Below are 22,757 nucleotides of genomic sequence, written 5' to 3'. Positions count from 1 at the left end.
TTTTGTTAATTTATTGTAAAGATTTGTTAGAAGGTTGAGTGCGTTGCTTTGGATTTTTTTGGGGGTGGTTTTGTTTGATAAAAATACCTCAAAAAACCTCAATAAAATCAATGCCTTTTCTGACCGATTTTTGAGCATTTGATAGTATGTTTTTTTATAGAAAATTCCCCCCAATAAAAAACCTCACACCATTTTCAAAAATCATATTTGAAAAATAACAAGAAATTAACCTTATTTTATTTTAGAATTAGGTATTAATAAAAATAATCATTAATTTCACTATTACCATTATTCAATAAACACTAACCGTTAATAATGAATGATTGGAATTTTGTTAAGGAAAGGAAATAGTTAAGTGATAAAAAAAAGATTAAAGAGCGCTTTATATCTAATAAGTTTGGCTTGCTTTTCAATGTCGTCGTATGCTGATGATGCAAGACTTTATGTGCCTTATAAGAATTTGTTACTTGATCGTAGCGGTAAGGTGATTGTCGATAATGTGCAGGATGAGAATACAATAACGTATAAGGATCATTATTGGATTATACAAAAAAATAATGATGTTTTTTTTAATAATTCTAGGCAAGTTGAAAACTTTGAATATTCTTTTGATAAACAGGGTGATATTTTAACTTTTAAACCCGGTGGGTCGTTGAGGTATTTGGGTAATGAAAGAATTGCTTATTACTATCAAGATACTAAGGCATCAGTTTTAATTGATACCGATGGTCATTTAATTACCCCTAAAGGCGTTTATTATAAAAAAATCTATCCATTTAATAATGGCTACGCTGAAGTAAAAACGCAAGATAATAAACAGGGTTATATTGATTTGCAGGGGCAATTTGTTAGTAAGAATCCCAATGAGCTAAACACCAAATACAATCCTCATTGCCAAAACGTCACCCTCGATAAAATCATGCAACTGTGTTACAAACATAACAGCAAATATCTTATTAATAAAAAAACCGGTAAAGAAGTGGATGTCGGTATACGAGCATGGGAGATGAATAGCTATCATTTTGATAATAATGTAGATCTTTCTGGTCAATATTTTTGGGTGAAAAATTATCAAGATAATTATGAGGTATATCAACTTTATGATTACGAAGGGACTATGATCTATGAAAATAATTTTTATCAAGTCACCCCTTTTTATAGTTCGGTAAGTTGGGTTAAAAAGGATAGCAATGAAGATCAGTATCGTTTAATTAATTCTACAGGCAAAACTATCGATAAATACGATAGTTATAGTACCGTTCAAGTCGGTGATCATGTGCTGTTTTATGCTAAAACCAATTTACCCAAAAAAGACCATAAAGATGGGGGAGTTTTAACCAAAATTTTGGATCAGGATGGTCATGTTTTATTCTATGAAGATAAAATCGATGAAACCCAAAACAGTGCTTGTAAGCAAGATTTGATCGTTTTGAAAGATACGCAAGGTAACATTGTATGGCCTTTAGATATTGAAAAAGAGTGTTTATTGAACCGATATGTTGATGAATCGGTCGTAAGAGATACTTGGATGAATAAAAAATATAAGGTCGTTGATATTCCCGAAGATAAAATCGGTGAAATTGCCAATTATTTTGTCATCAAAAAACAAAATAATAAACAGAACAATACAATAAAACATACCAAAAATGAAACCTATTTAGTTGGTCCTGAAACGGTTAATATTAAAGATATTGCTGATTTAGCTATACCAGATGGCTATATTTATTATGAGAGGCCTTTTCTTGAAAAAGGCTGTAATCGTTTTTTGATGCCAGCATATAGCAATAATAATCAATTGTGTATTTCTGTACATAATGTTGGCTATATTGATTTAAAGGCAGAAAAAAAGCGGTTTGATGATCCTAAGCTTCTGCAAGAAATAAAAGATAATTTACAACGTAAAGCGATAAATTACCGCAATCGCTATCAACATTTTGAATGGTTAATAGAGCCACAATTAGATGTTGAAAATCACACAATGAAATTTGGCTATCGTTATATCTTTGAGCATATCGACGAAGATAATAGGCAAGTAGTTACTACTAGTCATCTGATTGCGCAAGTCATTTTTGTTAAAGATCATATGATTGTTTTAACTAACAATCCTGACGATACCTTTTCTAACTTTACATCAATGGAAATTGATTGGGCTAAGCAAATTAAGACTCGACCAGACTATCAACTTGATAGGCTACCTGCTTATCGTTGTAGTCAATTTCCGTTAACAGATTCGGCGCTTTCAACAAAAAACTTTGATTATCTGAATAAGGGACGTTGTTTTCCAATGTCGTTAACCGAACTTATTTATCCTAAAAAGCAACAAAAAAATTCAAAAGAATTAACTAGCTTGCAAAATGCGTTGTTTTTTGAACCATCTTACTATTATTCTAGTACAGGTATAGGACGTTAAGACTTTATGAAACTTAAGAAATATTTATCATTTTGCCCATTATGCATGGCATTGATGTTAGCCATCGTGAGTAATGAGTCACGTGCTGATGCGACACTTAATTTAACATCTGAACAGTGGCAAAAAGAAATTCAACAACGTTTTGATGCAATTAATGAAAATGGCGAACCCGTTGAATGTGTTGTATTTGAATACATTAGTCATTTCCCTTATCACTTTGATTATTCTAGCTTGATATCAGAGCCCCTATTGATGGCGGTCGATGCTGAATTAGTTGATGAGTCGATCACGGCAATAAGTAATTCTAGTCGAGATTATCAATACACTTATAACCTAACCGAAAAAGGGAAACGCTACTACAAAACTTGGCCTAAATTAGAGAATTCTGGTTTTTGTTTCGGTAAAGTTACGGTTGAAAAAATAAACAAAACCGATAAAGCTGGTAATTATGTTACTGTTGAGTACCAATATAAAGTGGCTGATTTTCCTGCCAATATTGAGCCTATTTTATCAAAACAAGATTCGTATATTAATAATCCATCAAAAACCGCAACCGCTACATTTAGTTTAGATAAAAACAATCAGCTTTATAGCGTGTCAGGAATTGGTTTAATTACCCACATCTACGGAGGATGGGATCAATAATGAAGTTAAAAACACTATTTATGCTGCTTTGTGGTTTGTCGCTTGTGGCTTGTGATAACAACATTAATAAAGATGAATTACAATCGACAATCAATAATAATCAACCATTGTGTTATTCTTTACCTAAAGAAGTAAGACGATTTCCTAAAGATATTTTTGATGACAATATCGTTGAAGATAATCTGAATGATGAACTAGTAGATATTTTTGTCGATTTAAACTTATTAACTAAACGTAAGTTATCCATAACCAAGTTGGATGGGTCATTAACTTATGCCACAAGATATCGATTATCCCAAGAAGGTAAAACGTATTTTAATCCAGAAAAAGATGGTTTTTGTTTTGGCAATATTAAAGTCAATGATGTGTATAAAACTGAATCGATTTCAGGAAGGTATAGTCAACGCAGTAAAAAATCAAAATTGGTCTATTATCATTATTCATTTAGTGATATTCCTGATTGGGCAAAAGATAAACGCCTAACGCAATATTATATAACCCCTTCGCTCAATACCGAACGGCTTTATGATGCAAAGGCAATTCATTATCAATCTAGTTTATATTATTCTTCATTTCAAATTGAGGAATCCGAATTAATTAAACTTCGCTAAATGGATGGAAGATCGTTATCTATTTTGTAATGCACTTAAATAAATAAGATGTAGTAATATGAATAATAAAAAAATTTTGTTTTTGTTGACCATGTTTTGGGCTTTCCCTTGTTGCACATTTGCAAGCGTTATCTATCAAGAAGATTGGTATTTAGCTTTCAAAAGGAAAGATAGCGTTGCCCAATATCAAATCGCTCAGGCTTATAACCCTTTAATAAAAAAGGATAGTTTTTATTGTCGCTCTGATCAGTTATATTTCAAACATAGCAAGAAAGAATTGTCAGGTTGTCGCGATAAATCTGCCGATAAATATATCGAATTGTTAACAAAATCAGCCGAAAACCTATACCCTATCGCCCAAGCAGACTTAGGTGTTGCTTATATTAAAGGGGAATTAGTGTCCAAAGATATTAAAAAAGGACTTTATTGGTTAGAAAGGGCTGCTTCGCCGATTTCAGACAAAGCAAAATTTCGAATTATTGAAGGTACATTTTGGTTAGCACAACCAGATGGTAAAGAATTTGGCGTCGGCGAAGCCCATTATTGGTTAGGGTTGCTTTATCACGAGGGGACAGAGGTTAAAGCCGATTATGCTAAAGCAATCAAGCATTATAAAATAGCAAGTCAAAGCACCGATTGGGGGGATTATAACCTGGCACAATATCAACTATATAAACTCTATCAAGATAAGCTCAACGATCCCAAAAAATCACTCTATTGGCTTGAAAAGACTGCAAACAATATTAGTAAATATGCTGATAAACAAACGTTAGAAACGTCAACGCAAATGGTCAATTACTTTTTGGATGGGGGGCAACCTGACGGTTCAAAATTAAATACCCCTAATTACCTTTGGGCAGCCAAATGGTTACTAAAAATAGTCGAACAATCTGACATACCAGAAAAATTAAAACAAAAAGCCGCTTTCCAGTTAGGGTGGTTTTATTTAAATGGCTTAGGTGTAGAAAAAGATATGGGAGAAGCAGTAAAATATTATCATTTAGGTATAGAACAAGGTGACCTAACGCACCATCAGATGGACTTAACAAAATATAGATACGTTACATCTTCAACTGATATGCCATTGCAAGATCAATTTTTACATCAGTTTATTATACCATTTTATATAAATAAATTTGATAGTGCTGAAGCCCAAAAAGTTATCAATGTTGTTTTTGCTGATAACCCTAAAGATAAAGAAGTTTTTTATGAAAAACTGATAGAAAATCAAGTCGAAACATTTCAAGTTGACAATTATTTTTTCTTACGTGAATTTAAATCTATTCCTCTTTTGCTGGAACTTGCCCAACAACAGGAAATGGCTTATGGTTTTTATCGTGATGCTAGAAATATTGAAGGTAAAACAACCAATGAATTGATAGATCTTTATCAATCAGCATTAAAAATTGAACCCAACAATCCGACAGTGCTTTATCAATTTGGTACGTTATATGACTTTATTATTGAAGACGAAAAGACAGCAATAACCTATTACCAACAAGCGGCTGAATTAGGCAATTCAAAAGCGAATTATCGGTTAGGTGTCATTTATTATTTAGGTAAAGGCGTTGAGCAAAGTTATCATAATGCTTGGCAATATCTTGATTTGGCAGCTAAGCAAGGTTATCAACCTGCACAGGATTTTTTAATCACAATTGATAAGTCTCACCCTGAATTTGATTGGTTAACAACCCAATATCTTAACCACCAACAAATTTACCATTCCCCAACGGTTATGGTTGATGGCATGGATTGGTTACAAACTCAAAGCGAAGTCGAGCAAAACGATAAAGCCATATATCACCATGTAAGGCATGATACAAATGGGAATGGACTAGAAACGTATCAAAGTTGTAAAGCCGCATTGTCACTTGCTGCTAATGGCGATACTTTTGCTCAAGATGAGTTGTTAAGTCAAATGAATAACCGTGCAGATTCTTTTATTTGTACACCTAAGAAAGAGTTGCTCTTTAGTTGGATTGATAGCAGTGATAAAAATGATAAAAAGAAAGCTTTTTTAAAAGCACAATATTACAAATTATCAGAACAATATAAACAATTTGATACAATGCTTAAAGCTCAAATTGCAGATAATAATCCTTATGCAATTTTTGAACTAGCAAAAAAACAGGTTAATTTGCCAAATAATACCGTGCTACCTTATATAAAAACATTACTAAAATCAGGCAACCCAGCTGCTGCTAGGCTTTTAGCTTTTTATTGTGAAAATAAAAATAAGTCTGAATATATTAAATCAGTTTTGTTACAAAATGATTTAATGCAGTACTATTCAGATCCTGAATTTAGCGAATACTATCAAAAAAATCGCTTCTCAGAATACTTTGATGAAAATTTAAAATTATCTTCGTCTGATATTTATAAAATATGGTTTGAACTTGCACAAATGCATGAACAAGGAATAGAAATTCCGAAAAATAATATATTAGCTTTAGTTTGGTATCGTTTATTAGTTGAATATAATCAAACCCAAGCAATAAAAAAAGTAGAGCAAATCACTGCTCAATTAACTGAAGAACAACAACTAGAGGTCAATAATATATTCAATGACTATCGTAAGTTATATCGTTTTCTTCCGTTAACGCATTTGGATATTAATGAATAATAGACTAAGTGATAGTGCTTAATTAAAGTAAACCACCAAATTCAATACGGACTGGTGTTTAAATAGTTAATATAGGTAAATAAAGTATGAATAGTATTGTTATTGAAAACAAAAAAAAACCAATTACCCTCAAAATACTTTGGGCATTAGGCGCTATTTTTTTAGTATTGGTGGTTAGTGGTGGCTATTATTTTTTTAAGAATAATACTTTTGTTACTAGTCAACCAGTATCTCAACAACCAAAAAATATCAAAATTAAGTATGTTACACCTAAATTTTTTGGTTATTATCAGCATCCTATTGTATTCAATTGTATCAATTCTATTGAATACGATGAAAAGCTCATTGAAGTTCAAAAAATAGACAGCATCTCACACAGCAAAGAGGAGCTACAAAAAATACGCGAAAATTGCATACCTTTTTAGTAGGTCAAATTCATGTTAATCAAATAAAAATTTGACCACTTTAATTATTATAAATAAAAAGGACGCCATCTGCGCCCTTTTTTATATTGTTAGATGTTCAAAACTAAAGTGTCTTTAACCAAGCTTTAACATCGTTACCCAAACTTTTGTGGCGCATTGCATATTGAACAAAGGTTTGTACATAGCCCAATTTATTACCACAGTCATGGCTACGGCCTTTTATGCAATAAGCATCAACTGGATCTTCTTCTAGTAGCATTGCAATCGCATCAGTTAACTGAATTTCCCCCCCTGCGCCTAATGGCGTTTTAGCAAGTAAAGGCCAAATCTTTTCAGATAATACATAGCGTCCAACTACAGATTGGTTTGATGGTGCTTTGTCAATCGATGGTTTTTCAACAACGCTATACATTTGTGTAACATTGCCTGCTGATAGCGTTTCACCACGGCAGTCAACAATACCATAGGAAGAAACTAACTCTTTTGGCACAGGCTCTACCATGATTTGGCTGTGTTTGGTTTCGTGATAATTATTGATCATTGCAGCTAAATTATCTTGAGTCAAATCACTATCGTATTCGTCAATAATGACATCAGGTAAAACAACAGCAAAAGGTTCATTACCAACCAGAGGATAAGCACATAATACTGCATGACCAAGCCCTTTTGCTAAGCCTTGGCGAACACTTGTTATTGTGACATTTTTAGGCAAAATACCTTGTACTTCTTGCAATAACTGACGTTTAACACGCGCTTCTAGCATTGCTTCTAATTCAAAACTGGTGTCAAAGTGGTTTTCAATCGAGTTTTTTGATGAGTGAGTAACAAAGATAATTTCGGTTATGCCGGCGGCAATACATTCTTTAACCACATATTGAATTAGTGGTTTATCAACAACAGGAAGCATCTCTTTAGGAATGGCTTTAGTTGCAGGTAACATACGCGTACCTAAACCAGCTACGGGGATAACCGCTTTTCTTACTTTTCCGCTAACCGAACTTTCTAAATTTAATGTCATTTTATTTCCTTAAAACAAATTAGCCAACAATGGTATTGCTCGTACCTTCACACGGCGACCATTAACAAATGTATTTTTGACTCGTACTGACTTTAATATATAAGCAATCCAAATACAGGTATAAATGATTGCAATAAAACTACTACTAAACATAATAAAGAAGATAGGAGATTTATTACTTTTAATAAAATATAGATATGTATAAATTCTTAAAAGAAAAAATAAATAATTTAGACCTACTTCAAATAAAAAAACAATTTAACACAAATTAAAATTAACCCACCTTTTAATCCTTTAAGTCTTTTCCTTTAGTTATTTTTATTCTTATTTAATAATTGATAAGTCACTAGATTCAATTAGTAAAGGATTATCCCTGTCTTTGGCTAAAGAATCAATAGCGATATAAACGATTTGGCAATTTTGCAACACGGCTTGCCTTACTACAAATTTGGCCTTGCGATCACGCGCTTCTTTTTGTGTTTTGCGAATATAAAGATCATCATATCCATCGTCATATAAAGAAGCGCTTTCTAGTAGGCTTGGCGTTCGCCAAAAAGTTTCTTTAGGATAGTCACGGACTAAAGTTTGTCCCGTTAATTTGCCTTTTATGCCTGCATAATTAGATGGTAAGTGTTGGCTTACTCTACTTTGAGCAATATAAACATACTGATAACTTGGGGTATCTGCTGGGAGGGTATTTAATAAAAACTCAATACCCGATAGGTTTGAATATTGACAATTTTCCATAGTTAAAGGGGCAGTTCGTAAATTTAACGAACCGCACCCAACAAGTAAAAATAATATAACAAAAGACAAACTACGTGGCATTTTTACTCTAAAAAAAGTTAAAATGCTAAAATATTTCTAGACATATATAACCTTAGTTACATTTTATCACTTACTTTTTCGGCAGTATGTGAAATAGCCTTTCCGCCCGATTCAACATCTTGCCCAACACCTTTAACAGTGTTACATCCAACAACCAAAGTCGTCATAGCTATACCTAATATTAACATTAACACTTTATGGAACATAAAATATACTCCTTTTAGTAGCATGTTTATTTTAATGCAGCAAATGCTTCTGCCACACGATCAATATTATGGTGATTTAAACCCGCCACACACATCCTTCCACTGCCCACCAAATAAACAGCAAAATGATCTTTTAATTGTGTGACTTGTTCTTTTGTAAAGCCGGTATAGCTAAACATGCCTCGCTGTTTAACTAAATAATCAAAATTACGATTGGGTATAGCAGTTTTCAGTAGGTCGACAAGCATTGTTCGCATTGTTACGATACGGCTTCTCATCGCATCCACCTCTTTAACCCATTGTTCTTTAAGGGTTGGGTTATTTAGTATATAACTAACTAGCTGTGCACCATAAGCCGATGGGCTAGAATAATTGCGACGAACGGTTGCTTGCAGTTGCCCTAATACGCGGTTGGCGACGTTATTGTTATCACATAAAACCGATAAACCGCCAACACGTTCACCATAAAGTGAAAATGTTTTTGAAAACGAGTTACTAATAAAGCCACATAATCCTGCATCTGCCGCCTTTCGAATGGCATAAGCGTCATCGTCAATACTTTCACCAAAACCTTGATAAGCAATATCCATAAAAGGAATTAGATCCCGTTTCTTTAATACTTCAATCACTTTATCCCATTGAGCATGAGTTAAATCAGCACCAGTTGGATTATGACAACAAGGATGAAGTAATACGATGCTTTTAGCTGGCAATTGATTTAATGTTTCAAGCATTGCATCAAATTTTACGCCACATGTTTGTTCATCAAAATAAGGATACTGGTTGACCTTAAAACCCGCACCACTAAAGATAGCGATATGATTATCCCAAGTTGGATCACTTACCCATACTTGAGCGTGTGGAAAATAGCGAAATAAAAAATCAGCACCCACTTTAAGTGCACCCGATCCGCCTAGTGTCTGTATTGTTGCAATACGTTTGTCTTTATAAGCAGCGTGTTGTTCGCCAAATAATAAAGAGCCAATAGCTTGGCAATAGGATGATAACCCACTCATAGGCAAATAAAGCTGTGCCTCTTGATTGTGATGATAAATATAATCGCGAGCCGTTTTTACACATTCTAATTGAGGAACTATACTGTTTTCATCATAATAATAACCAATACTTAAATTAGTCTTATTATCTCGATTATCATTAATAAATTCAGCGACTAACGATAAAATCGGGTCGCCTGCATACGGCTCTACTTTTTCAAACATATTCACAATCCAGTTAAGACAAAAATAACAATAAATAATTGTAGATTATTGCACCAACTTTATTGGCAATCAATCATTAAATAGCAGTTTAACAACAAATAATTAAGTTGATTTTTGGTTAGAAAATTGTCGTTTTTTAATAAAAAATAAAGCGCAAAATAATTAAAAAATAACGTTTTTATATTAGTTTTATAGTCAAATACATACCAATTTGAAATTTTTTGAAAAAATTAGCACCTTTGGGTGCTAATCAAGTAAGTCAATTTATTTAGCAGCAATCACTTCTATTTCGACTTTAGCATCTTTAGGAATTCGAGCAACTTGTACACAAGAACGAGCAGGAAAAGTCGCATTATTTTCAATAAAAAAGGCTTCGTATACCGCATTTACCGCAGCAAAATCATTCATATCGGCTAAAAAAATAGTCGTTTTGACAATATTATTCACTTGATAACCAGCAGCGGTAACAATCGCTTTAACATTTGCTAAACTTTGTTTTGCTTGCTCTTTCACACAACTTGGCATTTCACCTGTGCTTGGGTCTAATGGAATTTGTCCTGATGCAAATAACATATTGCCTAAATCCATAGCTTGAACATAAGGCCCTATAGCGGCTGGCGCGTTTTCTGTGCTAATTATTTTTGCCATATTTAATTTTCTCCTTTTTAATCTATTGCATTATTTAGTTACCAATATGGTGAATATATTTGGTTTTTCTTTTTTTGTTTTACGTTCTCATTTCATCAGGAACACAATTTAGTGTCAAGCTAACGCAAAATTATGATCGTGGGACTTATTGAAATTTTCTGATATCATAAACATAATTTTTTTATTCATTGAGAGTTAATATGTTCGAGAATTTAACCGACCGTTTATCACAAACATTTCGTAATATCAGTGGTCGTGGGCGACTATCTGAAGATAATATCAAAGACGCATTGCGCGATGTACGTATGGCCTTACTCGAAGCTGATGTTGCTTTGCCTGTCGTTCGTGAATTTATTAATCAAGTTAAAGAAAAGTCTGTTGGATTAGATGTTAGTAAAAGCTTAACACCAGGACAAGAGTTTATCAAAATTGTTCAAGCGGAACTTACAGCAGCAATGGGTGAAGTTAACAGTTCGCTTAATCTTGCTACTCAACCTCCAGCTGTTATGTTAATGGCAGGCTTACAAGGTGCAGGTAAAACAACCAGTGTTGCTAAGTTAGCCAAATTTTTAAAAGAAAAGCAAAAAAAGAAAGTGTTAGTTGTTTCTGCCGATGTTTACCGCCCTGCAGCAATTAAACAACTTGAAACCTTAGCTAAAGCGATTGATGTTGAGTTTTTTCCATCTGATATTAATGAAAAACCTATTGATATCGTTAATAAAGCCATTTCACATGCAAAATTGCAGTTCTTTGATGTGCTTATTGTCGATACCGCGGGTCGTTTACATGTTGATAGCGACATGATGAATGAGATCAAAGCGCTTCATCAAGCCGTTAATCCAATAGAAACATTATTTGTGGTTGATGCGATGACAGGGCAAGATGCCGCCAATACAGCTAAAGCGTTTAACGATGCATTGCCTCTTACTGGTGTAATTTTAACTAAAGTTGATGGCGATGCTCGTGGTGGGGCAGCATTATCTATTCGTCATATTACGGGCAAACCAATTAAATTCTTAGGAATGGGTGAAAAAACTGATGCGTTAGAGCCATTTTTCCCAGATCGTATTGCCTCACGCATTTTAGGCATGGGTGATGTACTTTCGTTGATTGAGGATCTACAACATAATGTCGATCGAGAGAAAGCCGAGAAAATTGCCAAAAAACTAAAAAAAGGCGATAAGTTCGATTTTAATGACTTTCAAGACCAACTCAAGCAGATGCGTAATATGGGCGGAATGGGTGCTTTGCTAGCTAAATTACCCGGTGTTGGTCAACTTCCTGATCATATCAAAGCTCAGATGGATGATAAAATTACCATCAAAATGGAAGCTATTATTGGTTCAATGACATTAAAAGAACGTGCTAACCCTGAAATAATTAAAGGATCACGTAAACGCCGTATTGCTAACGGTTCTGGCACACAAGTGCAAGATGTTAATAAGCTATTAAAACAGTTTGAAGATATGCAAAAAATGATGAAAAAAATGAAAGGCGGTGGCATGATGAAAATGATGCGCCAAATGAAAGGATTAATGGGTGGAGGTATGGGATTCCCTCCTCGTTAAGGCGTCACAAATTCAAATTTTCAACAGCGATAACTATCATAATCTCTATTTCAAATTTCCCCAAAATATCGCACTGATAAACAGTGCGATATTGTTTTTAGTCGCTTAATTTTGTTACTTTATTTCACTATTTGATTTAATCGGTTTAATCTTTACTGGATGGTTCATAGTAAGTACTGTGCCTATGGACGAAATAATAATAAAGACAATGGCTAACCATTGATTACAAGTTAGCTGTTCGCGCAAAACCACCAATCCAGAAAGCGCGGCAAAGACAGGAGACAAGCTCATTAATGTGCTAAATGTTTGCGCCGGTAATCTTGGTAGTGCAATCATATCTAAGCCATAAGGGATTGCCGATGCTAATAATGAAACGACAAAAATAAGCGGAAGCAGTTCCAACGAAAACATTGTGCTACCACTTTGCCAAATTCCAATAGGGAATAAAAAGCACGCAGCAATAACTGACCCAACTGCTACGCTTGATGTTCCATAAATAGTGCTGGCTTTGCGTCCAAATAAAATGTAACACGCCCAACCACTTCCCGCTAATAACGCAAATAAAATGCCTATAGGATCTAAATTATCTGTAACTTGATAAAGAGGCAAAAGCATAGACAGCCCAATAATAGCAATACCTAGCCAAATAAAATCAAGTAGTTTTCTTGATGAGCACATTGCCACCATAATAGGTCCTGTAAGTTCAATAGCGACAGCAACCCCCAATGGTACTCTAGCAATTGCGTTATAAAACGCTAAATTCATGCTACCAATTGAAATTCCGTACAAACAAACATATTTCAATGCTTGTTTTGTCATTGTTTTACGCCATGGTTTGAGTATAAAAATCAACAGAATGGACGAAAAAAACAATCGCCAAGCCGTCATGCCCTCAGGCCCTAATACAGGAAACAGATATTTAGCTATTGATGCACTGCCTTGAACCGAAATCATCGAAATAAAGATTAATAAAATAGGCAAAGCTCTTTTAAACATGAATAATTACCTTAATTGAAGTTATTGTATATGAAACTAATGGCAAGAAGTTTTCAGGAAACTATATGATTAGATATAACGCCATGAATTTAGCTATAAAAATAGCTGTTCAACTGAATACTCATTTATTTGCGAATTGATTAATTAGTTTTCCCTTTTTACTGACAATAAGGCAAGATCTTGTAACGCTTTTTTATAAGGTGAATCAGGTAAGATGGCGATAGCATCAAATGCTTTTTGCGCTTCTTTTTGAGCTGTTTGCAATGTAAAATCTAGCGATCCACATTCATCCATGATTTTTAAAATACGATCTAACAAGTTACGTCCATTACCTTGTTCTATTGCTTGGCGAATTAATTTGGCATCTCGAGCATTTTTTGTGTGATGCATGGCGTGTAAAAGTGGTAATGTTGGTTTGCCTTCGTTAAGATCGTCGCCTAAATTTTTACCCAGTTTTTGGTTACTATCGGCACTATAGTCAAGCAGATCATCAATAATTTGGAAGGCTGTTCCCAAGTATTTTCCATATTCTTGTAAAGCCAATTCTTGTGTTTCATTAGCACCAGCTAACACTGCAGCCGAATGCGAAGTTGCTTCAAATAAACGGGCTGTTTTACGATAAATGACTTCTAAATATTGTTCTTTAGTAATGTTGGGATCGTTACAATTAATAAGTTGTTGAACTTCACCTTCGGCAATTACATTAGTTGCTGCCGACATGATAGTCAAGACTTTAAAAGATTCTGTGCGTACCATCATTTGAAACGAACGTGTATAAATATAATCGCCAACGAGTACACTTGCCGCATTACCAAAAAGCGCGTTTGCTGTTGATTTGCCACGACGCAAATCTGATTCATCAACAACATCATCATGCAATAAAGTAGCAGTATGGATAAATTCGATGAAAGCAGCAGTAATAATATGTTTATCACCTTGATAATTGAGTGCTTTGGCTATTAACAAAGCAATAACCGGACGAATGCGTTTTCCACCACTACTAATGATGTAATTGCCTAATTGATTAATTAAAGCCACATCAGAGTTGAGTTCTGCTTGTATAGCCTGATTGACTTTGATTAGATCTTCTTTAACAAGATCGAGTATTTGATTCATTGATGGAGTATTCATCAGTCTAACCACTACAAATAATAGATATTTGTTTTCTATTATCTGATAAATATCTTTATGCAACAAGGTGTCATCTATCATATTTTAAAAAACACTATAAATGATACTCATTTTCATTTAAAATACATGTCTTAAGTTGAAAATGATAATTGTTATGAAGATTAACTTTAATATAGACATCGATCATACCAAGGCTCCACAAAGCCCTACTAAAAAAAAACCAAAACACACCTATCTATGCACATCGGCTTCCATCCTGTCGCATCTTGTGTTATTGGTAATGCTATTTAGTTCTGCGTTACTTGCCCAAAATATTGCGGTTGATGAGGGGGATAATTCCATCAAAGCCGTCATGGTTGATCTATCACTATTAGCAGCACCTGAGCAATCCCTAGTAGAAGACACCCCAGACATACAAGGCGTAGAAAATAGTCCAATTATTGATAATCAAAAAATAGAAGAAGTTCCAACCGAGCCGGAAGCTGTAAAAGAAGAAACGCCAGAACCCATCATCGAAAAAGTTACTGATAAACCAACTATTGAGCCTGAAAAAAAAATTGAAATAAAAAAAGAACCAAAACCAAAGAAAAAGCGTCCACCAGTTCAAAAAGCTTCGCACAAACAAGTTAGGCAAGAAGTAAATAGTCCAAATATTGCCAAAACATCTGTTGCACCTAAGATTTCTGACAATCGTCAATATTCAGGAAACCCGTCGCCGATAAGGCGAAATCAACCTGAATATCCACGCCGAGCACTCGATATGCGCATAGAAGGTTATGTCGTAGCAAAGTTTGATGTGAACAGTGATGGACGAGTTGAAAATATTCGTATTATTGAGGCAATTCCCAATAATATATTTAATCGCTCAGTAATCAGCGTTATGAAAACTTGGAAATATCAACCCATTGCCACCAAAGACATGAAAATAAAAATTATCTTCAATCGTGATAAATCGATTCGTTTAGATAACAATTAATAATTGGATAATAAATAGTTAGGTATTAGCTTTTTGATAGTTAGCTAACTGGTAAGCCATAACCTTAAGCAAAGTGATTATGGCTTACCATTAATAATTTACTTATTTTTTCCCATTAACTTTTCAATTTCGTGCGGTTCTTTAGGAACATCACTGGTTAGAACTTCATTGCCTGATTCAGTGATTAAAATATTATCTTCAATCCGAATACCGATACCTTTATATTGCTCTGGCACATCAGCATCTTGATTAATATATAAGCCTGGTTCTACGGTTAAAACCATACCTGGCTCTAATATTCTAGCTCGATTGCTACCAACATCATGCACATCAATTCCTAACCAATGCCCTAAACCGTGCATATAAAATTCAATATATGCTTTATTGGCAATTAAAGTGTCGATATCACCTTGCATAATGCCTAATTTGACTAAGCCTTCAACCATTATTCTAACGACGTGATGATTCACGTCCATAATAGAAGTACCCGGTTTAAGTAATTTAATTGCTTGATATTGTGATGCTAAAACGATGTCATAAATTTCACGTTGAGCTTGGCTAAATTGACCATTAACAGGAAATGTTCGAGTAATATCCCCCGCATAGTATTGATATTCACAACCAGCATCGATCAAAACTAAATCACCCGCTTTTAACGGTTTATTATTATTTTCATAATGCAATATACAACCATTATTTCCACCGCCAACAATCGTGTTATAAGATGGAAAACGTGCCCCATGCCAAGCAAATTCGTGTAAAATTTCGGCTTCTAGCTGGTATTCAAACATCGCTGGTTGACATTTTTGCATAGCGCGAACATGAGCTTTAGCACTAATTTGACAAGCTTGCCGTAAAATAGTTACTTCAAAATCCGATTTAAACATACGCATTTCATGAACTAGCGATCGCCAATCAATCATGCAACTGGGTGCGAAAAGATTCATTTTATTACCTTTTCGCAACGTCTCCATTGCATTATCAACAATGTTATCAGCATATTCATATTGCTGATCAGCATGATAAATTGCTGTTTTACCATTCAATAAATCAGGTAATACGGTAGCAATTTCATCAAATGCATAAGCTTCATCAACAAAAATAGCATCTAACGCTGCTTGTTGTCCTAATCGATAACCTGTCCAAGTTTCAGCTAGTCGATCTCTTTTACGATTAAATAACACATATCTAGTAGAATTATCATTTTGTTTAACAATAATAAAAACTGCTTCTGGCTCAGAAAAAAGCGTAAAATACCAAAAATCACTATTTTGCCGATATGGGTAATTGGTGTCATTACTGCGTGTCATTTCAGGGGCAGCAAAAAAAAGTGCAACACTATTTGTGGTCATCTGGGATGATAGTTTTTCTCTTCGTGACAATAGTTCTGTTTTGATATTACTGTTTATCATAGTCATAGCCTTACTTAATGGGATGTAATTATTCATATTAATGAATGGTCGGAGCTATATCAGGCTCGTTAAACTCATCAAAACAGAGCATAGCTGTTATACGAACATACTCTTTAATTTCTTCAAATGCAAAACCAAGCTCTTTTTGATCTTCACTTTCATCATAACCCAATTTAACAATTTGGCGTAAATCATAAATCGCTTCGCCGACATCGCCTTTCAGACGGTTAATTTTAGGTTGTACAAGGCCAATACCAAGTAAAAAATGATTCACCCAACCAACCAAATCATCAATTTGCGTAAACAAATCATGATGACTAAGTAATAGCTCAAATTCAAAATCATCATTAGAAAATTGTTGCTTAGTTAACAGATAAAGCCTTTTTATTTGCTCAGCTAATGGTTCAACAATCGCTTGACCATTATTTAACATATCGCTAACTAAAGGATGCCAACTTTCATCATGATTACCACCTGCTAAAATTCCAGAAAGAAAACCATGCAACTCAGCAGCAGTAATACCAATTTTATTTTGGATTAATTGACGATTAAATTCGTCGTAATTAATAGCATCAGACATAAGCTCCACCCTAATCTTGTCATATCACTAAAAATGCACTCTGCACTTTCTTTGATTATTAGTATATAATCCGTATTCAATTATAAATAATAAACAGGTTACTGTGCTTTATAAAGGAATTATTTTGAACATTGTTAGATTAATTGCAAAATTATCTCTGCAACGATTAAGTCTATTATGTTTCTCAGGATTAGCATTGTCGTTAGCATCCTGTAGCTCATTTTTACCTAATAAAGGTGTCATTATCCTTGATGTACAGGATAAAATACAGACCAATGTAACCAGTCAAGATTTGCCTAAATCATATAAAATAGGTAATGGCGAACAAGAACTACAACGATTTGAAGCTTTTTGTAAAAAAGAAATTCGCGCCTCACAACTTGATGGCAGTGAAGAAATCGTGTTTGAAAATATAAAACATGGAATCCATGGGCAGGTAGAATTTAAAAAATGTAGTGATAAAATCACTCGCATCTACCGATACTGAAAAACATAGTTATCATAATAAATGTTAACTAATACAATTGACTTAATATAAACAATGAAATCTTACTAGCCTTTCAGGCAGTTTTTATTTATATTGGTCATTAATATGAGAATATTTTTGGGAGTAAAAAAATGTATACACAAGATGTCACTATTACTGCATCTAACGGGCTTCATACACGTCCTGCGGCGCAATTCGTTAAAGAAGCAAAAAACTTTAATGCAGAAATCACTGTCACATCTAACGGCAAAAGTGCAAGCGCTAAAAGTTTATTTAAATTGCAGACTTTAGGCTTGACACAAGGAACAACCATTAGCATTTCTGCCGAAGGTGAAGACGAAAAAGAAGCAGTAAAACATCTAGTAAAATTAATTCCAGAATTAGAATAATCACTCCCAATGAGATATGAACGGTTTTAAAATTGAATAAGGACTAAATGTTATGGTATCAGGTATACTTGTTTCCCCCGGTATCGCTTTTGCTAAAGCGTTATTACTAAAAGAAGAACCAATTGTTATTAATAATAGACAAATTCTTGATAACAAAATTGACGCTGAAATAGAACGCTTTAAAGAGGCTCGCCAAAAATCAAGCGAACAGCTAAACGTAATTATGGAGCGAGCAAAGTTAACACTAGGGGAAGATAAAGCCGCTATTTTTGAAGGGCATATCATGCTTCTTGAAGATGAAGATCTTGAACAAGAAGTGATTTCTCGTATTCAAAGCAAGCATTCAAGCGCAGACGCTGCGGTGCAATCAGTATTTGAGGCACAAGCTAAAGAGCTTGAAAATCTAGATGATGAATATTTAAAAGAACGCGCTGCCGATATTCGTGACATTGGCAAACGATTACTTAAAAATGTTTTAGGTATCGAAATTGTTGATCTTAGTGCAATCAATCAACCATGTATCCTAGTTGCCACTGACTTAACACCGTCAGAAACAGCTCAATTAAACTTAGAAATGGTATTAGGCTTTATTACTGATGCCGGTGGACGCACTTCCCATACATCAATCATGGCGCGTTCTTTAGAAATCCCTGCTATTGTCGGCACATCTAATGCCACTCAGGCGATCAAACATGGTGATTTTATTATTTTAGATGCAATAAATAATGCCATTTATATTAATCCAGATCACAATACTCAAGAAAAACTAAAACAAGTTCAGACAAAATACACAGCCGATAAAGAAGAACTGGCAAAATTAAAGGATTTACCTGCAGTCACACTTGATGGCCATCAAGTAGAAATTTGTGGCAACATTGGCACTGTACGTGACATCGCTGGGGCTGAACGTAATGGTTACGAAGGTGTTGGGCTTTATCGTACTGAATTTTTGTTCATGGATCGTGAAGCATATCCTGATGAAGAAGAACAATTCAAAGCCTACAAAGAAGTGGCTGAAGCAACAAATGGCTTATCAATTATTGTTCGAACCATGGATATTGGTGGTGACAAAGATGTACCTTATATGCATCTACCAAAAGAAGAAAACCCATTCCTGGGCTGGCGAGCTATCCGTATTTGCTTAGATCGCAAAGAAATACTACACACACAACTACGTGCAGTATTGCGTGCATCGGCATTTGGTAAACTTCGTATCATGTTCCCAATGATCATTTCGGTTGAAGAAATTCGTACATTAAAGACAGAAATCAATATTCTTAAAGAACAATTAAGTGCTGAAGGTAAAGCATTTGATAAAAACATTGAAATCGGCGTTATGATCGAAACCCCAGCAGCAGCTGTGATTGCACATCATTTAGCCAAAGAAGTAGATTTCTTTAGTATTGGTACCAACGACTTAACACAATATACTTTAGCTGTTGACCGTGGTAATGAACTAATTTCTCACCTTTATAATCCGTTTTCACCTTCTGTGTTGACATTGATTAAAAAAGTTATTGATGCTTCTCATAAGGAAGGAAAATGGACAGGAATGTGCGGTGAACTTGCTGGCGATGAAAGAGCTACCATCTTATTACTAGGTATGGGACTTGATGAATTCAGTATGAGTGCAGTATCTATTCCAAAAATTAAAAAATTAATTCGTAATACTAATTATGCAGAAGCGAAAAAATTTGCAGATACCGTACTTGAAAAAGCGACATCTAAAGAAATCATCGAGTTAATTGAAAATTATACTGCTGAAAAGCAAGTTTGTTAGGAGACAATAATGGGTCTATTCGATAAAATTAAGCAATTTGTATCTGATGATAATAAAAATAGCATCGAGATTATTGCCCCTTTAAGTGGTGAAATTGTCAAAATCGAAGATGTGCCAGATGTGGTTTTTGCTGAAAAAATCGTTGGTGATGGTGTTGCCATCAAACCATCTGGTAACAAAATCGTTGCACCATTAAGCGGCAAAATTGGCAAAATTTTCGAAACCAACCACGCTTTTGCTATTGAATCAGACGAAGGTATCGAACTTTTTGTTCACTTTGGTATTGATACCGTAGAACTAAAAGGCGAAGGATTTACTCGAATTGCAGAAGAGGGTCAACAAGTAAAAGTAGGTGACACAATTATTGAAATCGACTTACCACTACTTGAAAGCAAAGCAAAATCAGTGTTAACGCCAGTAGTTATTTCTAATATGGAAACAGTGACTGAGTTAACTAAATTATCAGGTACTATCGAAGCGGGTAAAACGCCAATAATGCGAATTAAAAAGTAACGCCATATATCTATAAAAAAACCTTCAGCCAAAGCTGAAGGTTTTATTTTATCCTCTATTCTAATAGTCGATTGACTAAAATAATCTAACGCCACTTTTTATATTGGTTGATCAAACTATTGGTCGAATCGTCATGAGAACTTACTGGCTTATCATCAGCCAATTCAGGTAAAATTCGTCCAGCTAATTGCTTACCAAGCTCTACACCCCATTGATCAAAACTAAAGATATTTAAAATAACGCCCTGAGTAAAAATTTTATGCTCATACATTGCAACCAATGCACCAAGTGTATAAGGAGTGATCTTCTTCACTAATATCGAATTAGTCGGCTTATTACCATCAAAGACTTTAAATGGAACGATAGATTTAACCTCATCAAGTGTCTTACCAGCGGCAATAAACTCTTGCTCGACTTGCGCTTTTGTTTTACCAAATGCTAAAGCCTCGGTTTGAGCAAAAAAGTTAGAAAGTAACTTAGGATGATGATCGCTAACTGGATTATGGCTAATCGCCGGAGCAATAAAATCGCAAGGAATGAGCTTAGTCCCTTGATGGATTAACTGATAAAACGCATGTTGACCATTTGTACCCGGTTCACCCCAAATAATTGGACCTGTAGTATACGGCGTTTTATATCCATTACGATCCACGCTCTTACCATTCGACTCCATATTTCCTTGTTGGAAATAAGCAGCAAAACGGTGCATATACTGATCATAAGGTAAAATCGCCTCGGTTTCAGCACCGCAAAAATTATTATACCAAATACCTATTAACGCAAGTAAAGTTGGGATATTTTTATCGATTGGCGCATTTTGGAAGTGTTTATCCATCGCATGACCACCAGCTAAAAATTGCTTAAAGTTATCAAAACCAATAGATAATACAATCGATAATCCTATCGCAGACCATGACGAATAACGACCACCAACCCAATCCCAAAACTCAAACATATTGGTAGTATCAATACCAAATTTTTCAACCTCTTTGGCATTAGTTGATAATGCAACAAAGTGTAACGCAACCGCTTTATCATCCTTAGCCGCATCAAGTAGCCATGCACGTGCTGTCTGTGCATTAGTCATGGTTTCTTGTGTAGTAAAGGTTTTAGAAGCCACCAAAAATAACGTTGTTTCAGGATTTAAACCTTTCAGTGCTTCAACAATATGTGTACCATCTACATTTGATACGAAATGCATGTTCAAGTGATTTTTGTAAGGTCGTAGCGCTTCGGTAATCATTACTGGTCCTAGATCTGAACCACCAATACCAATATTCACCACATCAGTAATCGCCTTACCAGTATAGCCCTTCCACTCACCTTCGATCACCTTTTTACTGAATGATTCCATCTTAGCTAAAACAGCATTAACATCATCCATCACATTTTTACCGTCAACATAAATTGGTGTATTTGATACGTTACGTAACGCTACATGCAGTACTGCCCGGTCTTCAGTGCGGTTTATCTTTTCACCACTATACATGGCCTGTGTTGCGCCAGCCAGATCACATTCGTCAGCAAGTTTATAAAGTAATGCTAGTGTCTCTTGCGTAATACGATTTTTAGACAAATCAACCAAAAATTCATCTTCAAAAGGAATGCTGAGCTTTTCAACGCGTTGTGGTTCTTCTTTTAAGATCTGAGCAATGGTTTTAGTATGATGCTTTTCATAGCTAGCTTGGAGCGATTTCCAAGACTCAGTAGTAGTTGGATCAATTGACTTTAACATAGTTTATTCCTTAATAATATGGGATTGTAGCCATGATATAACTATGCCTGACATGATGCAAGATAAGGATCCAGTCGATTAAAATGGAGTAATTTTTATAAAAAACAACAAAATAAAAAAATCAAATAAAATCAATAGCTTTCCTGACAGTCTTTATTAGATTAAGTTTTTCTTCATCTATACTTAGGACTACCAGTGAAAAATAACGAATGAACATGTCCTTTTAGTTAGGCTCGCTCTATCTATCTCATTTAGGTTACGGAGGGAAAAGTTAGTATCTCTTGTGTGGTTAAATAAAATGATATCATTAACAGAATTATTCAATATCAAATAAGGGTAAATTAAAATAAACCAATAAATTATAATTCTAAATTACTATTAGTGTACTGCTTTAGTATTTTCCTAAATAAAAATCCCAAAAGCAAAAAAGCCCAGCATCACTGCTGGGCTCATCTATTTAAAAGTCTGGCAGCACCCTACTCTCACATGGGTAATACCCACACTACCATCGGCACTACGGCGTTTCACTTCTGAGTTCGGCATGGGGTCAGGTGGG

General features: G+C 34.6%; 21 protein-coding genes. 11 read left to right on the top strand and 10 right to left on the bottom strand.

The window, feature by feature from the left end; translation table 11 throughout:
- Window positions 1-412: 412 nt before the first annotated feature.
- The 5 genes from GQ596_RS10200 (at window position 413) to GQ596_RS10180 (ending at window position 6,714) form a co-directional block, all read left to right on the top strand.
- A complete protein-coding gene (locus tag GQ596_RS10200) occupies window positions 413-2,410 on the top strand; it encodes a WG repeat-containing protein (RefSeq protein WP_160419969.1) in 1,998 nt (665 codons plus the stop codon).
- Window positions 2,411-2,416: 6 nt separating this feature from the next.
- On the top strand, window positions 2,417-3,055 hold the full coding sequence (locus tag GQ596_RS10195) for a hypothetical protein (protein ID WP_160401625.1): 639 nt from the start codon (window positions 2,417-2,419) through the stop codon (window positions 3,053-3,055).
- Entirely contained in the window at window positions 3,055-3,666 is a 612-nt protein-coding gene (locus tag GQ596_RS10190) for a hypothetical protein (RefSeq protein ID WP_160401624.1), read from the top strand. The genes GQ596_RS10195 and GQ596_RS10190 overlap by 1 nt, the downstream gene beginning before the upstream one ends.
- 58 nt (window positions 3,667-3,724) lie before the next feature.
- A complete protein-coding gene (locus GQ596_RS10185) occupies window positions 3,725-6,289 on the top strand; it encodes a tetratricopeptide repeat protein (RefSeq protein ID WP_160401623.1) in 2,565 nt (854 codons plus the stop codon).
- Between the two features lie 86 nt (window positions 6,290-6,375).
- The gene (locus tag GQ596_RS10180) at window positions 6,376-6,714 is read left to right on the top strand and encodes a hypothetical protein (RefSeq protein ID WP_160401622.1); all 339 of its coding nucleotides are present in this window, start codon (window positions 6,376-6,378) and stop codon (window positions 6,712-6,714) included.
- A 103-nt stretch (window positions 6,715-6,817) separates the two neighbouring features.
- Here GQ596_RS10180 and galU read toward each other — a convergent pair whose 3' ends face one another.
- From galU to GQ596_RS10150, 5 genes are all read right to left on the bottom strand, one after another.
- Window positions 6,818-7,732 carry a UTP--glucose-1-phosphate uridylyltransferase GalU gene (gene galU, locus GQ596_RS10175; RefSeq protein ID WP_160401621.1) on the bottom strand — a complete coding sequence of 305 codons (915 nt, stop codon included), beginning with the start codon at window positions 7,730-7,732 and terminating at the stop codon, window positions 6,818-6,820.
- A gap of 324 nt (window positions 7,733-8,056) precedes the next feature.
- Complete coding sequence (locus GQ596_RS10165; protein WP_160401619.1) at window positions 8,057-8,560, bottom strand: hypothetical protein; 504 nt, start codon at window positions 8,558-8,560, stop codon at window positions 8,057-8,059.
- A 56-nt stretch (window positions 8,561-8,616) separates the two neighbouring features.
- Window positions 8,617-8,748, bottom strand: a complete 132-nt coding sequence (locus GQ596_RS10160; RefSeq protein WP_202112501.1) for an entericidin A/B family lipoprotein — start codon at window positions 8,746-8,748, stop codon at window positions 8,617-8,619.
- A gap of 44 nt (window positions 8,749-8,792) precedes the next feature.
- Window positions 8,793-9,986, bottom strand: coding sequence for an amino acid aminotransferase (locus GQ596_RS10155; RefSeq protein WP_160401617.1), 1,194 nt, complete (start codon window positions 9,984-9,986; stop codon window positions 8,793-8,795).
- A 264-nt stretch (window positions 9,987-10,250) separates the two neighbouring features.
- Complete coding sequence (locus GQ596_RS10150; protein ID WP_160401616.1) at window positions 10,251-10,634, bottom strand: RidA family protein; 384 nt, start codon at window positions 10,632-10,634, stop codon at window positions 10,251-10,253.
- 200 nt (window positions 10,635-10,834) lie between these two features.
- On the opposite strand from GQ596_RS10150, the gene ffh reads away from it, so the two are divergent.
- Window positions 10,835-12,202 carry a signal recognition particle protein gene (gene ffh, locus GQ596_RS10145; RefSeq protein WP_160401615.1) on the top strand — a complete coding sequence of 456 codons (1,368 nt, stop codon included), beginning with the start codon at window positions 10,835-10,837 and terminating at the stop codon, window positions 12,200-12,202.
- A gap of 114 nt (window positions 12,203-12,316) precedes the next feature.
- Here the strand turns inward: ffh and GQ596_RS10140 are convergent, their stop codons facing one another.
- Together GQ596_RS10140 and ispB are read right to left on the bottom strand one after the other, a co-directional pair.
- Entirely contained in the window at window positions 12,317-13,198 is an 882-nt protein-coding gene (locus GQ596_RS10140; RefSeq protein ID WP_160401614.1) for an EamA family transporter, read from the bottom strand.
- A 144-nt stretch (window positions 13,199-13,342) separates the two neighbouring features.
- On the bottom strand, window positions 13,343-14,329 hold the full coding sequence (ispB, locus tag GQ596_RS10135) for an octaprenyl diphosphate synthase (RefSeq protein ID WP_160401613.1): 987 nt from the start codon (window positions 14,327-14,329) through the stop codon (window positions 13,343-13,345).
- 154 nt (window positions 14,330-14,483) lie between these two features.
- Here ispB and GQ596_RS10130 point away from each other — a divergent pair, with 154 nt between their 5' ends.
- On the top strand, window positions 14,484-15,305 hold the full coding sequence (locus GQ596_RS10130) for a TonB family protein (RefSeq protein WP_160401612.1): 822 nt from the start codon (window positions 14,484-14,486) through the stop codon (window positions 15,303-15,305).
- A gap of 98 nt (window positions 15,306-15,403) precedes the next feature.
- Here GQ596_RS10130 and pepP read toward each other — a convergent pair whose 3' ends face one another.
- Window positions 15,404-16,714: a Xaa-Pro aminopeptidase gene (gene pepP / locus GQ596_RS10125; protein WP_370516497.1), complete on the bottom strand. Its 1,311-nt coding sequence runs from the start codon at window positions 16,712-16,714 to the stop codon at window positions 15,404-15,406.
- Window positions 16,715-16,754: 40 nt separating this feature from the next.
- A complete protein-coding gene (locus tag GQ596_RS10120) occupies window positions 16,755-17,297 on the bottom strand; it encodes a UPF0149 family protein (protein WP_160401610.1) in 543 nt (180 codons plus the stop codon).
- A 124-nt stretch (window positions 17,298-17,421) separates the two neighbouring features.
- Here GQ596_RS10120 and GQ596_RS10115 point away from each other — a divergent pair, with 124 nt between their 5' ends.
- The 4 genes from GQ596_RS10115 (at window position 17,422) to crr (ending at window position 20,466) form a co-directional block, all read left to right on the top strand.
- Window positions 17,422-17,784, top strand: a complete 363-nt coding sequence (locus GQ596_RS10115) for a hypothetical protein (RefSeq protein WP_160401608.1) — start codon at window positions 17,422-17,424, stop codon at window positions 17,782-17,784.
- Between the two features lie 131 nt (window positions 17,785-17,915).
- Window positions 17,916-18,173, top strand: a complete 258-nt coding sequence (gene ptsH / locus GQ596_RS10110) for a phosphocarrier protein Hpr (protein ID WP_160401606.1) — start codon at window positions 17,916-17,918, stop codon at window positions 18,171-18,173.
- A 52-nt stretch (window positions 18,174-18,225) separates the two neighbouring features.
- Entirely contained in the window at window positions 18,226-19,953 is a 1,728-nt protein-coding gene (gene ptsI / locus GQ596_RS10105) for a phosphoenolpyruvate-protein phosphotransferase PtsI (RefSeq protein ID WP_160401604.1), read from the top strand.
- Window positions 19,954-19,962: 9 nt separating this feature from the next.
- Entirely contained in the window at window positions 19,963-20,466 is a 504-nt protein-coding gene (crr, locus tag GQ596_RS10100) for a PTS glucose transporter subunit IIA (RefSeq protein WP_160401602.1), read from the top strand.
- Window positions 20,467-20,551: 85 nt separating this feature from the next.
- Here the strand turns inward: crr and pgi are convergent, their stop codons facing one another.
- Window positions 20,552-22,201: a glucose-6-phosphate isomerase gene (gene pgi, locus GQ596_RS10095; RefSeq protein WP_160401600.1), complete on the bottom strand. Its 1,650-nt coding sequence runs from the start codon at window positions 22,199-22,201 to the stop codon at window positions 20,552-20,554.
- Window positions 22,202-22,757 lie beyond the last annotated feature (556 nt).

The sequence above is a fragment of the Gilliamella sp. Pra-s60 genome, from assembly GCF_009795755.1.
Classification (GTDB): Bacteria; Pseudomonadota; Gammaproteobacteria; order Enterobacterales; family Orbaceae; genus Gilliamella.
Note: the sequence above shows the minus strand (reverse complement) of the source record. Positions and strands in the feature narration are given on the sequence as shown.

Excerpts from the sequence above, each read along its gene's own strand:
- GQ596_RS10200 (WP_160419969.1), top strand. The coding sequence starts at position 413 with ATGTCGTCGTATGCTGATGATGCAAGACTTTATGTGCCTTATAAGAAT.
- GQ596_RS10195 (WP_160401625.1), top strand. The coding sequence starts at position 2,417 with ATGAAACTTAAGAAATATTTATCATTTTGCCCATTATGCATGGCATTG.
- GQ596_RS10190 (WP_160401624.1), top strand. The coding sequence starts at position 3,055 with ATGAAGTTAAAAACACTATTTATGCTGCTTTGTGGTTTGTCGCTTGTG.
- GQ596_RS10185 (WP_160401623.1), top strand. The coding sequence starts at position 3,725 with ATGAATAATAAAAAAATTTTGTTTTTGTTGACCATGTTTTGGGCTTTC.
- GQ596_RS10180 (WP_160401622.1), top strand. The coding sequence starts at position 6,376 with ATGAATAGTATTGTTATTGAAAACAAAAAAAAACCAATTACCCTCAAA.
- galU (WP_160401621.1), bottom strand. The coding sequence starts at position 7,732 with ATGACATTAAATTTAGAAAGTTCGGTTAGCGGAAAAGTAAGAAAAGCG.
- GQ596_RS10165 (WP_160401619.1), bottom strand. The coding sequence starts at position 8,560 with ATGCCACGTAGTTTGTCTTTTGTTATATTATTTTTACTTGTTGGGTGC.
- GQ596_RS10160 (WP_202112501.1), bottom strand. The coding sequence starts at position 8,748 with ATGTTAATATTAGGTATAGCTATGACGACTTTGGTTGTTGGATGTAAC.
- GQ596_RS10155 (WP_160401617.1), bottom strand. The coding sequence starts at position 9,986 with ATGTTTGAAAAAGTAGAGCCGTATGCAGGCGACCCGATTTTATCGTTA.
- GQ596_RS10150 (WP_160401616.1), bottom strand. The coding sequence starts at position 10,634 with ATGGCAAAAATAATTAGCACAGAAAACGCGCCAGCCGCTATAGGGCCT.
- ffh (WP_160401615.1), top strand. The coding sequence starts at position 10,835 with ATGTTCGAGAATTTAACCGACCGTTTATCACAAACATTTCGTAATATC.
- GQ596_RS10140 (WP_160401614.1), bottom strand. The coding sequence starts at position 13,198 with ATGTTTAAAAGAGCTTTGCCTATTTTATTAATCTTTATTTCGATGATT.
- ispB (WP_160401613.1), bottom strand. The coding sequence starts at position 14,329 with ATGAATACTCCATCAATGAATCAAATACTCGATCTTGTTAAAGAAGAT.
- GQ596_RS10130 (WP_160401612.1), top strand. The coding sequence starts at position 14,484 with ATGAAGATTAACTTTAATATAGACATCGATCATACCAAGGCTCCACAA.
- GQ596_RS10120 (WP_160401610.1), bottom strand. The coding sequence starts at position 17,297 with ATGTCTGATGCTATTAATTACGACGAATTTAATCGTCAATTAATCCAA.
- ptsH (WP_160401606.1), top strand. The coding sequence starts at position 17,916 with ATGTATACACAAGATGTCACTATTACTGCATCTAACGGGCTTCATACA.
- ptsI (WP_160401604.1), top strand. The coding sequence starts at position 18,226 with ATGGTATCAGGTATACTTGTTTCCCCCGGTATCGCTTTTGCTAAAGCG.
- crr (WP_160401602.1), top strand. The coding sequence starts at position 19,963 with ATGGGTCTATTCGATAAAATTAAGCAATTTGTATCTGATGATAATAAA.
- pgi (WP_160401600.1), bottom strand. The coding sequence starts at position 22,201 with ATGTTAAAGTCAATTGATCCAACTACTACTGAGTCTTGGAAATCGCTC.